General features: G+C 67.7%; 12 protein-coding genes. 11 read left to right on the top strand and 1 reads right to left on the bottom strand.

Going from position 1 to position 12,398, the window contains the following annotated elements; genetic code table 11:
- Positions 1 to 32: 32 nt before the first annotated feature.
- Positions 33 to 650 (bottom strand): TetR/AcrR family transcriptional regulator, encoded by a 618-nt coding sequence (locus RCP38_RS15925; RefSeq protein ID WP_308473890.1) that lies wholly within the window; start codon positions 648 to 650, stop codon positions 33 to 35.
- A gap of 55 nt (positions 651 to 705) precedes the next feature.
- Here RCP38_RS15925 and RCP38_RS15920 point away from each other — a divergent pair, with 55 nt between their 5' ends.
- The 11 genes from RCP38_RS15920 to RCP38_RS15870 all read left to right on the top strand — a co-directional run bounded on the left by RCP38_RS15920 (position 706) and on the right by RCP38_RS15870 (position 12,393).
- Positions 706 to 1,626: a TIGR03619 family F420-dependent LLM class oxidoreductase gene (locus tag RCP38_RS15920; protein WP_308473889.1), complete on the top strand. Its 921-nt coding sequence runs from the start codon at positions 706 to 708 to the stop codon at positions 1,624 to 1,626.
- A 91-nt stretch (positions 1,627 to 1,717) separates the two neighbouring features.
- The gene (locus RCP38_RS15915) at positions 1,718 to 2,554 is read left to right on the top strand and encodes an SDR family NAD(P)-dependent oxidoreductase (protein ID WP_308473888.1); all 837 of its coding nucleotides are present in this window, start codon (positions 1,718 to 1,720) and stop codon (positions 2,552 to 2,554) included.
- A gap of 44 nt (positions 2,555 to 2,598) precedes the next feature.
- Positions 2,599 to 3,264: a TetR/AcrR family transcriptional regulator gene (locus tag RCP38_RS15910; protein ID WP_308473887.1), complete on the top strand. Its 666-nt coding sequence runs from the start codon at positions 2,599 to 2,601 to the stop codon at positions 3,262 to 3,264.
- Positions 3,261 to 3,458 (top strand): ferredoxin, encoded by a 198-nt coding sequence (locus RCP38_RS15905; RefSeq protein WP_308473886.1) that lies wholly within the window; start codon positions 3,261 to 3,263, stop codon positions 3,456 to 3,458. The genes RCP38_RS15910 and RCP38_RS15905 overlap by 4 nt, the downstream gene beginning before the upstream one ends.
- Positions 3,459 to 3,508: 50 nt before the next feature.
- Complete coding sequence (locus tag RCP38_RS15900) at positions 3,509 to 4,699, top strand: cytochrome P450 (RefSeq protein WP_308477350.1); 1,191 nt, start codon at positions 3,509 to 3,511, stop codon at positions 4,697 to 4,699.
- A gap of 24 nt (positions 4,700 to 4,723) precedes the next feature.
- Positions 4,724 to 5,896 (top strand): amidohydrolase family protein, encoded by a 1,173-nt coding sequence (locus RCP38_RS15895; RefSeq protein WP_308473885.1) that lies wholly within the window; start codon positions 4,724 to 4,726, stop codon positions 5,894 to 5,896.
- Positions 5,896 to 7,140, top strand: a complete 1,245-nt coding sequence (locus RCP38_RS15890) for a M24 family metallopeptidase (RefSeq protein ID WP_308473884.1) — start codon at positions 5,896 to 5,898, stop codon at positions 7,138 to 7,140. The genes RCP38_RS15895 and RCP38_RS15890 overlap by 1 nt, the downstream gene beginning before the upstream one ends.
- Positions 7,130 to 8,242, top strand: a complete 1,113-nt coding sequence (locus tag RCP38_RS15885; RefSeq protein ID WP_308473883.1) for a M24 family metallopeptidase — start codon at positions 7,130 to 7,132, stop codon at positions 8,240 to 8,242. Before RCP38_RS15890 ends, RCP38_RS15885 begins: the two co-directional genes overlap by 11 nt.
- 15 nt (positions 8,243 to 8,257) lie before the next feature.
- Positions 8,258 to 9,223, top strand: a complete 966-nt coding sequence (locus RCP38_RS15880) for an enoyl-CoA hydratase/isomerase family protein (RefSeq protein WP_308473882.1) — start codon at positions 8,258 to 8,260, stop codon at positions 9,221 to 9,223.
- A 4-nt stretch (positions 9,224 to 9,227) separates the two neighbouring features.
- Positions 9,228 to 11,630 carry a CaiB/BaiF CoA-transferase family protein gene (locus RCP38_RS15875; protein WP_308473881.1) on the top strand — a complete coding sequence of 801 codons (2,403 nt, stop codon included), beginning with the start codon at positions 9,228 to 9,230 and terminating at the stop codon, positions 11,628 to 11,630.
- 160 nt (positions 11,631 to 11,790) lie between these two features.
- The gene (locus RCP38_RS15870) at positions 11,791 to 12,393 is read left to right on the top strand and encodes a TetR/AcrR family transcriptional regulator (protein ID WP_308477348.1); all 603 of its coding nucleotides are present in this window, start codon (positions 11,791 to 11,793) and stop codon (positions 12,391 to 12,393) included.
- Positions 12,394 to 12,398 lie beyond the last annotated feature (5 nt).

Genomic DNA, 12,398 nt, shown 5'->3' with positions numbered 1-12,398 from the left:
GCAGAACCTTTCGTCTGCCCGGCCACGCTACTCTATTTACGTAGAGTCGCGGAAGAGCTGATTCCGGCCACGATGCCCGAGATGAGTGCGTCCAGTTCCTCGGCGTCGCGGATACGGCGGTCCCCGGCGGCCAGTGCCTGCATGACCCCGCCGATGAACATCATCACCACGAACGCCTGCCGGTCGGCCAAGTCGGGGTCGGCTGCGGTGTCCGCCGGTTGGAGTTGAAGGACGGCGGCTTTGATCAACGCGACGAATCGATCGCCGTAGCTGTGGAATGCGGCGTCGAGTTGGGGATCGCGGGCGGCCTGCAGTGCGAGTTCCTGGCGGGCCTTGGTGCGGATCAACCGCGCCCCGCGGGCCGAGCGGATGACCAGGGTGGCCAGCCCCGAGGGGCCGGCCGGGGTGGACGAGGGTGATCGGGTCGCCGTGGTCAGGTCCTTCAGGTCCAGTTCGGCGACCCGCAGCGCGACGGCCTGCAGCAGCGCCGAGCGGGTACGAAAGTAGAACGAGGTGGTGCCCTCCGGGAAGCCGGCTTTGCGATCGACCTTGAGATGGCTGACTCCCTTGACCCCGTCGTCGGCGAGCAGTCGAATCGCGGCGTCGCAGAGTTCGCGCCGGCGTCGGTCCGGATCGGGCTTGCGTCTCATGGTTCTGCCGAGTTTAGTCCGCGGCGAACTCTATTGTCGTAGAGTCCATCGCGATATGAAACTGGTATTCAACCTGCCCCACGTGCTGGAACTCAAAGCGATCATGCAGCCGTGGGAGCCTGAAGTAACCGGGGCCGACCAGACCCGAATGGCCCGGTGTGCCGACGAGTGGGGCTACGACATGATCGCCGTCCCCGAGCACATCGTCATTCCCGCCGAGCACGTCGAGTTGTCCGGCCCGCACTATTTCCAGTCGACGATCGCGCAGGCCTATCTGGCCGGTGCGACGCAGCGGATCATGCTCAACTCCTGCGTCACGGTGCTGCCGTTGCATCAGCCGATCGTGCTGGCCAAGGCGCTGGCTACCGCCGACTGGCTCAGCGGTGGCCGGATGATGGTCACGTTCGGGGTGGGCTGGCTGCAGCGCGAATTCGAAGCTCTCGGAGTGCCTTTCGGCGAACGTGGCCGGATCGCCGACGAGTATCTGGCGGCGATCGTCGAGTTGTGGACCAGCGATTCACCGGCCTTCTCCGGCCGCTACGTGTCGTTCAGCGATATCGCCTTCGAGCCGAAACCGGTGCGCAAGCCGCACCTGCCGATCTGGATCGGTGGCGACGCGGACGCGGCACTACGGCGGGCCGCCAGATTCGGATCGGGTTGGTGGGGATTTCTCACGCCGCCGGAGCAGATCGCCGAGCGGGTCGACTTCATCAAATCCCAACCCGGCTACGACGGGCGCCCCTTCGACGTGATGCACGGGCTGGGGTCCAGGCGGGTGGGCGAAGGCCACGTCAAGCGTCGCGACCCGGACGCCCGCCCCGGCAGGAGTGCACAGGAGATCGTCGACCGGCTCAACTGGCTGGGCGAACAGGGTGTGACGGTCAGTTCGGTGCCACCGCCGAAGGTCCGGGGTATCGAGGAGTACCTCGACCATGCGCAGTGGGTGATCGAGGAGATCAAGCCGCAACTCGCCTGAGATCGGCGGTTTAAATCAGTCGCTTGACTGAATCGTGCCGACCGGGTTGAGTCGAAGCACCGCAGGACGCGGTCGCATCGGAAGGGCGCAGATGGACAACGAGTTGACCGGCAAGGTGGCGATCGTCACCGGTGGCGCATCGGGTCTCGGTCGGGCGATCGCCGAGCGATTCCTCGCCGAAGGGGCGCGCGTGGTGATCGCCGACCTCGAGCGCGACCGCGGCGAGGAGTTGGCCCGAGGACTGGGCGCCGATGCCGTCTTCCGAGTCGCCGACGTCGCCGATGTGGCGCAGGTGGGTGCGCTGGTCGAGCATGCCGTCGAGACGTTCGGCGGGCTGGACATCATGGTCAACAACGCCGGCGTCTCCGGCACCATGCACAACCGCTTCCTCGACGACGACCTCGCCGACTTCCACCGCATCATGTCGGTCAACGTGCTCGCGGTGATGGCCGGTACCCGCGATGCCGCCCGGCACATGGCCAAGAACGGCGGCGGCTCGATCCTGAACCTGACCTCGATCGGCGGCATCCAGGCCGGCGGCGGCGTGATGACCTACCGGGCGTCCAAGGCGGCGGTCATCCAGTTCACCAAATCCGCGGCGATCGAATTGGCCCACTACGACATCCGGGTCAACGCCCTTGCGCCCGGCAACATCCCGACACCGTTCGTGGCCTCGTCGGCCATGGCCGGCCTGGACGCCGAGGCGCTGCAGCGTTTCGAGGCGGGAATCCGCGAGACCATGCGTGCCGACCGGCCGCTGAAACGGGAGGGCACCGCCGACGACGTCGCCGAGGCCGCGCTGTACCTCGCCGGTGAGCGTGCCCGGTACGTGACCGGCGTGGTGCTGCCGGTGGACGGCGGAACGGTCGCGGGCAAGGCCATCCGACGTCGTCCCAAGCCGGCTGCGACCGATGGTGAAAAAAATTAAATCAATCGCTTGACTTAAAGTGTCGGGCGGGGTTGACTAGCGCCGTGACCACCGCTGATCGGGCCGCGCGGGCTGAGCGGGCCAACAGTACGCGGGAAGCGATTCTGACCGCTGCCGAACAGCTGTTCGCCGAACACGGCGTGTTCGCGGTCTCCAATCGGCAGGTCAGTGAAGCCGCCGGGCAGGGCAACAACGCCGCCGTCGGCTACCACTTCGGCACCAAGACCGACCTGGTACGCGAGATCGAGCGCCGCCACCGGGTTCCGGTCGAGCGACTGCGCGAAGAGATGGTCGCGACCACGGCGGATTCCACCGAACTTCGCGACTGGGTGTCCTGCCTGGTCCGTCCGCTCACCGATCACCTTGCCGACCTTGGAAATCCGACCTGGTATGCGCGGTTCGCCGCGCAGGTGATGGCCGACCCGGCCTACCACAACATCGTCGTCAAGGACGCGCTGAGTTCTCCGTCGCTGGTGCAGGTGATCGACGGCATCAACACCTGTCTGCCCGACCTTCCGGTCCGGGTTCACCAGGCCCGCAACGTGATGGCCCGAAACCTGTTGATGCACACCTGCGCCGATCACGAACGCGCGCTGGCGTCGGGAGTCTCGGGTGCCATCAGCTGGACCGAGGCCGGCGGCGGACTCATCGACGCCATCGTGGGGCTATGGCTGGCCCCGGTCACCGCGGTTCAGGGAGGTTCGTCATGAAAGTCACCGCCGACCAGGACATCTGCGCGTCGTCGGGGCAATGCGTGGGTTTTGCGCCACGGGTGTTCGACCAGCGCGACGAGGACGGCGTCGTCGTCGTGCTCGATGAGAATCCACCCGCGGAGTTGGCCGAAGCCGTACGCGAAGCGGCCCGAAACTGTCCATCCGGAGCTATCAAGATCGTCGAGGAGTGAGCGTGACCGACGCAACCACCATTGCGGCCACCACAACACCGGAGTACCCGATGAGCCGGGACGGCCGGTGCCCGTTCGCGCCGCCGCCCCAGACCATGGCGCTGGCCGCCGAGGGGCAGTTGAGCCGGGTGAAGATCTGGGACGGCAGCACACCGTGGCTGATCACCGGATATGACGCCGTGCGCACGCTGTTCTCCGACCCCCGGGTCAGCGTCGACGACCACCAGCCCGGATTCCCGCACTGGAACGAGATGATGCGCGCCAGCGTCGACCACCGACCCAAGTCGGTGTTCACCACCGACGGAGCCGAACACATCCGCTACCGGCGCATCCTGTCGCCGGCGTTGACCATGAAGCGCGTCGAGGCGCTCAAGCCGGTGACGCAGCGGATCACCGACGAACACATCGATGCGATCCTGGCCGGACCGCAGCCGGCCGAGCTGATCGAAGGCTTCGCGCTGCCGATTCCCTCGCTGGTGATCAGCGAACTGCTCGGCGTGCCCTACGAGGACCACGAGTTCTTCCAGCAGCACGCCACCATGGGCGTGGACCGCAACGCCACCTCCGATTCCCTGGCCACCGGCGCCACCGAACTCTCCAAGTACCTGATCCAGTTGCTGGAGGCCAAGATGGCCGAACCGGCCGAAGATCTGGTCTCGGATCTGGGCGCGCGGGTGAAAAACGGTGACCTCTCGGTGCGCGAGGCCACCCAGTTGGGCACCGGCATGCTCATCGCCGGCCATGAGACCACCGCGAACATGCTCGGTCTGGGTATCACCGCGCTGCTGAGCGAACCCGACAAGATCGCCGAGAAGACCGCGGTCTTCCGCGGCGACGACGACGCCGCGATCGCCAACGCGGTCGAGGAACTGCTGCGCTACCTGTCGATCATCCACACCGGCCAGCGCCGGGTGGCTCTGGAGGACATCGAGATCGGCGGCGAGACGATCAAGGCGGGCGAGGGCATCATCATCGACCTGGCCCCGGCCAACTGGGATGCCTCGGTCTTCCCCGACCCGGATGTGCTGGATCTGGCGCGGCCCGCCCGCCAGCACATGGCCTTCGGCTTCGGCCCGCATCAGTGCGTCGGGCAGCAGTTGGCCCGTGCCGAGATGGTGATCGCCTTCCGCACCCTGTTCCGGCGCATCCCCACCCTGAAGCTGGCGGTCGGCATCGATGAGATCCCGTTCAAGAACGACCGGCTCGCCTACGGCGTCTACGAACTCCCCGTCACCTGGTAACCACCCGATTGGAAGTGGATTGACATGTCCAGCACATCAACTCAAGGCACCGCGTTCTATCCCGCCGGTGGTTACGGCGCCCCCAAGGACCGGCGCGGCCAGGCCCGTCGGGACGTCGGTCTGCCCGCCGGCACCGAGGTGTTCTCGGCCGACAACCACATCTCGATCGCCGACGACATCTTCTTCCAGAAGTTCCCCGAAGACCTGCGCGACAAGGCTCCGCGCATCTGGTACGAAGACGGCGCCTACATGGTGGGGCGCAAAGGCCAGACCTTCCTGCCGGGTGACTTCTCGGCGGTGCTGATGCAATACGACGACCTGGCCGGCGCCGCCAGCAACAACATCGAGGCGCGCATCCGGGAACTCGCCGAAGACGGCGTCGACAAGGAACTGGCGTTCCCCAACGCGGTGCTGGCGCTGTTCCACTTTCCCGACAAAGAACTGCGGGAGCGGGTCTTCCGCATCTACAACGAGCACATGGCCGAACTCCAGGAGCGTTCCCGCGGCCACTTCTACGGTGTCGGCCTGATCAACTGGTGGGATCCCGCCGGTGCCCGGCGCACCCTGGAGGAAGTGAAATCCCTGGGCCTCAAGACCTTCCTGCTGCCGCTGAACCCGGGCAAGGACGACGACGGCGGGATCATCGACTACTCCGGTGCGGCGATGCGCCCGGTCTGGGACGAGATCGAGGCCGCCGGTCTGCCGGTCACCCACCACATCGGTGAGACTCCGCCGAAGACCCCGTGCGAGATCAACAGTGTCGTCGTCGGCATGATGATCAACGTCGACTCGTTCCGGGAGATGTTCTCCAAGTACATCTTCGGCGGCATCCTCGACCACAACCCCGGCCTGCGGGTCGGCTGGTTCGAAGGGGGAATCGCCTGGGTCCCCTCGGCGCTGCAGGACGCCGAACATCTGCTCGCCTCCTACCAGCACATGTTCAACCACCAGCTGGCGCACCCGATCCGCCACTACTGGCAGACCAACATGAGCGCGTCGTTCATGGTCGACCCGCTGGGCCTGAAGCTCATCGACGAGATCGGTGTCGACAAAGTGATGTGGTCGTCGGACTACCCGCACAACGAGAGCACCTTCGGCTACTCGGAGAAGTCACTGGCCAGCGTCGTCGAAGCGCTGGGCCCGCAGGACGCCGCGAAAGTGGTGAGCGGCAACATCAAAGCGTTCCTGGGGGTTTGATGGTCGCGGCTGCGGCAACGCTGCCTGCCGCGGCCGGCGGCATCGAGATCGCGGGCGTGCCCGACCGGGCCCGACTGCGCCGCGAGACCGGAACCCGCCTGCGGGCGGCCATGACCGAACGCGGAATCGACGCGCTGGTGCTGCTCGGCAACGACGCGGTCGGTTACGCCACCGGCACCAGCCGCCGACTCGGCGACGCCGGCCTGTCCCACGTCGAGCGGCCGGTCGCCGTGGTGCTCGCCGATGACCCGGACCCGCATCTGTTCCTGCCGTTCCACCGCGGCGGATCCGGCGATCCGGAGTTGCCCGCCGACCACCTGCACGGCCCGGTGTATCTCGAATTCGATGAAGGCGTAGAACTTTTCGCCGCGGCGGTCGCCGAGCTGATCCCGGCCGGCGCAGTGGTCGGAGTCGACGAGTTCACCGGTGCCATGCGGCGCGCGCAGCGGCGGATCTTCCCGACCCGCCGCCCGATCGATGCAGCCCAGGTCGTGGCCGACGCCAAGCTCGTCAAGACCGCCGATGAACTCGCCCTGATCCGGGCGGCCTGCCGGATCACCGAAAGCGCGATGTCCGCCGCCCAGCAGGCCCTGGCGCCCGGCGTCCGCCAACTCGACCTGTCGGCCCGGTTCTTGCGGCGGGCGTTCGAATCGGGCGCCGACGCCGCCATGTTCGAGCCGATCTGGCAGGTGATGCCCGCCAGCAGAGCCGCCGGCGTGTGGACCACGCACGGACAGATCGCGCAGCCCCTGCTGGCCACCGGGCGCGAACTGGCGGTCGGCGACGTGGTCTGGAGCCAGGTGTCGATCAGCAGCGGCGGGTACTGCGCGGAGTTGGGGCGCACCTGGACCGTCGGTACGGAACCGGCACCGCGCCAGCGGGCCCAGTACCGGCGCTGGCGGGAGATCTTGACCGCGATCCTCGAGGTCACCCGTGCCGGCGTCACCGCCGCCGACCTGGCCCGGGTGGCCACCGCCGCCAACGGGGGTGTGCGGCCGTGGTCACCGGATGGCTGCCTCGGTCACGGCATCGGGGTGACCGACGCCGAGACGCCGAAGATCGGCACCGATCTGGGTGCGGAGTTCGACGGCAACTTCTTCTTGGAACCCGGGATGGTGCTGGTGCTCGAGCCGATGGTGTGGGAGGACGGCACCGGAGGATATCGCGGCGAAGAGGTCGTGGTGATCACCGAGGACGGCTATCTGACCTTGACCGACTATCCGTTTGCGCCCTATGAGCACTGAAATCCTGCCCGACGTCGCCGTGCTGCGCTGCGGGCGACGGGAACGGGCGCTGGCGCAGATGGAAGCGCACGACCTCGACGTGCTGGTGCTGGGACGGCAGGCCAACGTCCGCTATGTCGCCGGTGTTCCGCAGCGTTGGATGGCCGGGACTCGACCGTTCGCGCCCAATTGCGTGTTGGTGCGCGCAACCGGAGCCGTCCACCTGCTCAGCGCGACCGACGAGGGTGTGCCCGAAGACATTCCGCACGACAACCTCTACGAGGTCTCGTGGAACCCGACGAACGTCATTGCGGCGGTCGCCCACATCGAAGGTGCCCGTACTGCACGCCGGGTCGGAACCGACGCGCTGTCACCGCTTTTCGCGCAACTGCTGCCGCTGGCGTTTCCCAGCGCCGAACTCGTCGACGGGGAGCCGGCGATGCGGGCGGCGCGGGCCATCAAAACCCCGGACGAGGTGGTCGCGGTGCGCACCGCCATCGCCGTCGCGGAAGCGGCCTTGGACCAAACCGCGGCCGCGCTGCAGCCCGGCGTCGATGAAGCAACACTGACCGGGGTGATGATGGCCGCGATGGCGGCCGGTGGGGCGAGCAGCCCGGCCAACCAGGACGTCGCGTGGGTGACCTCGCGGGAGAACCCGTGGCAGCGTGCCGCCGGCGACGGACTGGTCGGGGCCGGGGATCTGGTGGGCATCTCGGCCGCGGTGCTGGCCGGCGGCTACCTCGGTGAAGTGGGGCGCACCTACCCGGCGGGCAGCCGTCCGGACTCCCGGGCGGCGGCGCTGTACGGCCGATGGGATGAACTGTGGCAGAGGCTATCCGGTGCCTGCCGCCCGGGCGCCGTGGGCACCGATTTGTTACGCGCCTACGCCGACGAAGAGCTTCCCCCGGTCCCGGTGGCCTACGGGCTGGGGATGGGCTTCGACCCGCCGGTCGTCTCGGGTCACCTGCGCCGGACCGCGGCAGCCGAACGGTTGGAGCCGGGGATGGTGCTGGCCGTCACCGGCTACGTGTTCGAACCCGGTGTGGGTGCGGTGTTCGGGCGGGAAGCCGTGTTGATCACCGAAGACGGCCATGAAGTTTTGACCACCAGTCCGTTCAGCTGAAGGAGCAGATCACCAATGTCAGACACGCGCGCGGACGCCGGGCGGCCGTCGGCCGAGGAGATCATCCGCTACCACAAGGACCCGGCCACCAAGATCGCCACCATCACCTTCGACCGGCCCGAATACCTCAACGCGCCGACGTCGTCGGCGAGGCTGCGGTACGCGGATCTGCTGCGTGCCGCGAGCGTGGACAACGACGTGAAGGTGGTGGTGATCCGCGGCGTCGGGGAGAACCTCGGTAGCGGCGCGGACCTTCCGGAGTTCATGGAAGGCGTCGAAGACCCCGAAAAGCGTTTGGCGGAACTGCGTTTGGAGGGCATGGACGTCAACTATCCGCCGCAGGGAACCTTCCGCAACGGCGCCACCATCAGCGCCTGGTATGCCAACGTGCAGGCCGGCAACCGGCCGCTGCAGGAGCTGAAGAAGATCAGCATCGTCGAAGCCAAGGGCTACTGCTACGGCTGGCACTTCTATCAGGCCGCCGACGCCGATCTGGTGATCTCGTCCGATGACGCGCTGTTCGGGCATCCGTCGTTCCGCTACTACGGGTGGGGGCCGCGGATGTGGACCTGGGTGCAGATGATGGGGCTGCGGAAGTTCTCCGAGATGGTCTTCACCGGGAGGCCTTTCACCGCCGCGGACATGGAGAAGTGCAACTTCCTCAACAAGGTGGTGGCGCGTGCGGACCTGGAAGCCGAAGTCGAGAAGTATGCGATGGCGTGCGCCCGGAACCGGCCGGTCGACACCGTGTTCATGCAGAAGATGTTCTTCGAGGTGTACAAGCAGCATCAGGGCGAGTACATGGGCAGCCTGCTGTCGGCGTTCTTCGAATCGATGGGGTCGGGTGTGGCGCCCGACGTCGACGACCTGATGCTCGACGACGCCATCGAGTCCGGGCTGTCCGGCGCCGTCAAGGACAACGATGCGAAGTTCCCACCGGACTTCCGGTTGAGCAAATCAAGCCGTAACAAGGACTCCTGACGTCGTGGAACCGCTGCATGGTTACACCGTCGTCGATCTGACCGACGGTATCGCCGGCGCGTATGCCACCAAGATGCTCGCCGACGGTGGCGCCACCGTCGTCGACGTCGAGCCGCCGCAAGGCGATGCGCGGCGATCCTGGACGGCATCGGGCGCGGCCGTCGACACCGATGCCGGTGCGGCGCTGTTCAGCTTCCTGGGCTGCTCCAAACACAGTGTGGTGGCCGATGTGGGGGAGGACGGGGACGTCGAATTCGTGCATCGACTGCTCGGCTCGGCCGATGCCGTGGTGTGGTCACCGGAGAGCAGGGTCGGGCACCATCCATCGCTGGCTCCGGCCGAGATTCGCCGCCGGCATCCGCACCTGGTGGTCACCGCGATCACGCCGTTCGGCCTGGACGGGCCGTGGCAGGGGCGGGCCGCCACCGAGTTCACCCTGCAGGCGTGGTCGGGTGGGATCGTCGGGCTGGGGCGCGGCGCCCAGGATCGGGCCCCGGTGCAGATCGGGGGACAGGTCGGTGACTGGGTCACCGGGGCGTACGCGGCGGCGATGACGTTGGTCTCCCGGTTTCGGGCGTTGCAGGACGGCTGCGGTGAGCTGGTCGACCTGTCCGCGCTGGAGGCCCAGATCCTCTGCCTCACCTACTATCCCGTCAGTTACTTCGAGATGCTCGGCCGGCCCTGGCGCAGTGAACGCAAGCCGACCGTGCCGGGAGTGGCCGAAGCCGCCGACGGGCTGGTCGCCCTGGGCTGCGGCACCGCGCAACAATGGTTCGACCTGTGTGTGATGTCCGGCCACGACGAGTGGATCGACGAGCAGTCGACGCTGACGATCACCGAACAGGCGAATCTGCGGGCGCCGGTGCTCTACGAATGGCTGCGCGGCCACAACGTCGACGACATCCGCGACCTGGCGTCGGCGTTCCGGATCCCGAACTCGCCGGTCGGCAACGGACAGAACCTGCCGACGCTGGATCAGTACCGGCATCGCGGGGCGTTCGTGCCCAACCCGCGGGACGGATTCCTGCAGCCCGCCGCGCCCTATCGGCTGGGGGACGTGCCGTTGCGCACGCCGGCCCCGGCGCCGCGGCTGGGGGAGCACACCGAGACCTATCACACGGCGATTTCGGCGCGATCGTGCCCGCCCAGCGGGTCCAAGCGCGCCGAAACCCTGCCGTTCGCCGGCCTGCGGGTTCTCGACATGACCACCTTCTGGGCCGGCCCGTCGTGCACGCATGTGCTGGCCATGCTCGGCGCCGAGGTGATCCACCTCGAGTCCGCCCGGCATCCCGACGGCACCCGGCTGATCGCCGGGATACCGGCCACCGAGGAATCGTGGTGGGAGAAGTCCCCGATCTTCTCCGCGCTCAACACCAACAAGAAGAGCCTGGCGCTGGACTTCCAGACCGACGCCGGCCGGCAGGTACTGCACCGACTGATCGCCACCTGCGACGTGATCGTCGAGAACTTCACGCCCCGGGTGATCGACCGGATCGGACTGGACTTCGCCACCGTGCAGGCGCTGCGCAGCGACATCGTGATGGTGCGCATGCCCGGCTTCGGGCTGGACGGGCCGTGGCGGGACAACCCCGCGTTCGCCTACATCATCGAGGATGCCTCCGGGCTGAGCTGGCTGACCGGCTACCCGGACCGCAATCCCTACGAGCCCTACTCGATCGGCGACCCGAACGCCGGCGTGCACGCGCTGAACGGGCTGCTGCTCGCGCTGGAACACCGCCGTCGCACCGGGCGGGGAGTCCTGGTGGAGGCGGCCATGATCGATGCCGCGCTCAACATCGCCGCCGAGCAGGTGATCGAGTACTCCGCTCACGGCGCGCTGCTGCAGCGCGACGGGAATCGCGGGCCGGCCGCCGCCCCGCAGAACCTGTATCGGACCACCGGCATCGACGAATTCGGTCGGGAGGACTGCTGGGTCGCCATCGCGGTGGCCACCGACGAACAGTGGGCGGGCTTATGCACCGCGCTGGGTGACCCGGCGTGGGCCGCCGACCCGGTGCTGGCGGAGGCGGCCGGGCGGCGGGCCCACCACGATCTCATCGACGAACACCTGGCGGCCTGGTGTGCTTCGCGCGGTGCCGACGACGTCGTAGCCACCTTGTGGGACGCCGGGGTCCCGGTGGCCAAGGTGATGCAACCGCACCGGCAGACCGAACTGCCTCCGCTGGCGCACCGTGAATTCTTCGAGACCGTCACTCATCCGGTGAACAGCCCGGCGCCGCACAGCACCCTGCCGGCCCGTATGACGCACGCCCCGAAGCGCTTTCACGCCAGGCCGGCTCCGTTGCTCGGCCAGCACAATCACGAACTGTTGGGTGAGCTGGGGCTCAGTGTCGCCGAGATCGCCGCGTTGGAGGCCGACGGGGTGATCGGCAGCGCGGTGGGCTGAGCGGTCCGCCAGAATATGTAGCTGGTCATAGCCGTGCCGGAAGCGGTTTGAGTAAGCTGGGGTGACTCGCTAAGGGGGCGCTCCCCGCCGCGCATTTTGACGGTTGATTATGCTGACTGTCATAATCTGGTTCGCCGGCTGCCGAAAGGGGGGATGCGTGATGGCGCGTGATACCCGACAGGCGATGGTGCTGGCCGCTGTCGAGTTGCTGCGCGAACACGGTGCGGACGGGGTCACCCTCGATGCGTTGCTGACCCGCAGTGGCGCACCGCGAGGCTCGATCTACCACCACTTTCCGGGTGGGCGGGCGCAGATACTCGACGAAGCCATCCAGCTCGCCGGTGATGCGATCGCCGGGCTGATCGCCGGTTCCGCGGCGGACGGGCCGGTCGCCGTGCTCGATCGGTTCACCGCGTTCTGGCGCAAGACCCTGCAGGACAGCGACTTCGCGGCGGGCTGCCCGGTGGTATCGGTGTCGGTCAGCGCGGAGCCGGGATCGCCGCTGGTCGCGCATGCCGAGGGAATCTTCGCCCGGTGGACGGCATTACTGTGTGACTGCTTCGTCGCGGACGGCCTCGGCGCCGACGTGGCCGCCCGGTTGGCGACGATGTCGCTCGCGGCGATCCAGGGCGCCATCGTGATGTGCCGCGCGCAGGCGTCCCTGCAGCCGCTGGACGACGTCGCCGCCGAACTGCACGTCCTGCTGTCCGCGCGATCGCTGTTCGCCCGGTCAACCCGCCCTGGTCTGCAGGGTGTCAACTGAGAGGA

It is taken from the genome of Mycolicibacter sp. MU0083 (assembly GCF_963378075.1).
Lineage (GTDB): Bacteria > Actinomycetota > Actinomycetes > Mycobacteriales > Mycobacteriaceae > Mycobacterium > Mycobacterium kokjensenii.
This window is presented reverse-complemented; position numbering and strand designations above follow the sequence as displayed.

What these genes read in the sequence shown, in the direction of transcription:
- RCP38_RS15925 (WP_308473890.1), bottom strand. Translation starts at nt 650, where the DNA reads ATGAGACGCAAGCCCGATCCGGACCGACGCCGGCGCGAACTCTGCGAC.
- RCP38_RS15920 (WP_308473889.1), top strand. Translation starts at nt 706, where the DNA reads ATGAAACTGGTATTCAACCTGCCCCACGTGCTGGAACTCAAAGCGATC.
- RCP38_RS15915 (WP_308473888.1), top strand. Translation starts at nt 1,718, where the DNA reads ATGGACAACGAGTTGACCGGCAAGGTGGCGATCGTCACCGGTGGCGCA.
- RCP38_RS15905 (WP_308473886.1), top strand. Translation starts at nt 3,261, where the DNA reads ATGAAAGTCACCGCCGACCAGGACATCTGCGCGTCGTCGGGGCAATGC.
- RCP38_RS15900 (WP_308477350.1), top strand. Translation starts at nt 3,509, where the DNA reads ATGAGCCGGGACGGCCGGTGCCCGTTCGCGCCGCCGCCCCAGACCATG.
- RCP38_RS15895 (WP_308473885.1), top strand. Translation starts at nt 4,724, where the DNA reads ATGTCCAGCACATCAACTCAAGGCACCGCGTTCTATCCCGCCGGTGGT.
- RCP38_RS15890 (WP_308473884.1), top strand. Translation starts at nt 5,896, where the DNA reads ATGGTCGCGGCTGCGGCAACGCTGCCTGCCGCGGCCGGCGGCATCGAG.
- RCP38_RS15885 (WP_308473883.1), top strand. Translation starts at nt 7,130, where the DNA reads ATGAGCACTGAAATCCTGCCCGACGTCGCCGTGCTGCGCTGCGGGCGA.
- RCP38_RS15880 (WP_308473882.1), top strand. Translation starts at nt 8,258, where the DNA reads ATGTCAGACACGCGCGCGGACGCCGGGCGGCCGTCGGCCGAGGAGATC.
- RCP38_RS15870 (WP_308477348.1), top strand. Translation starts at nt 11,791, where the DNA reads ATGGCGCGTGATACCCGACAGGCGATGGTGCTGGCCGCTGTCGAGTTG.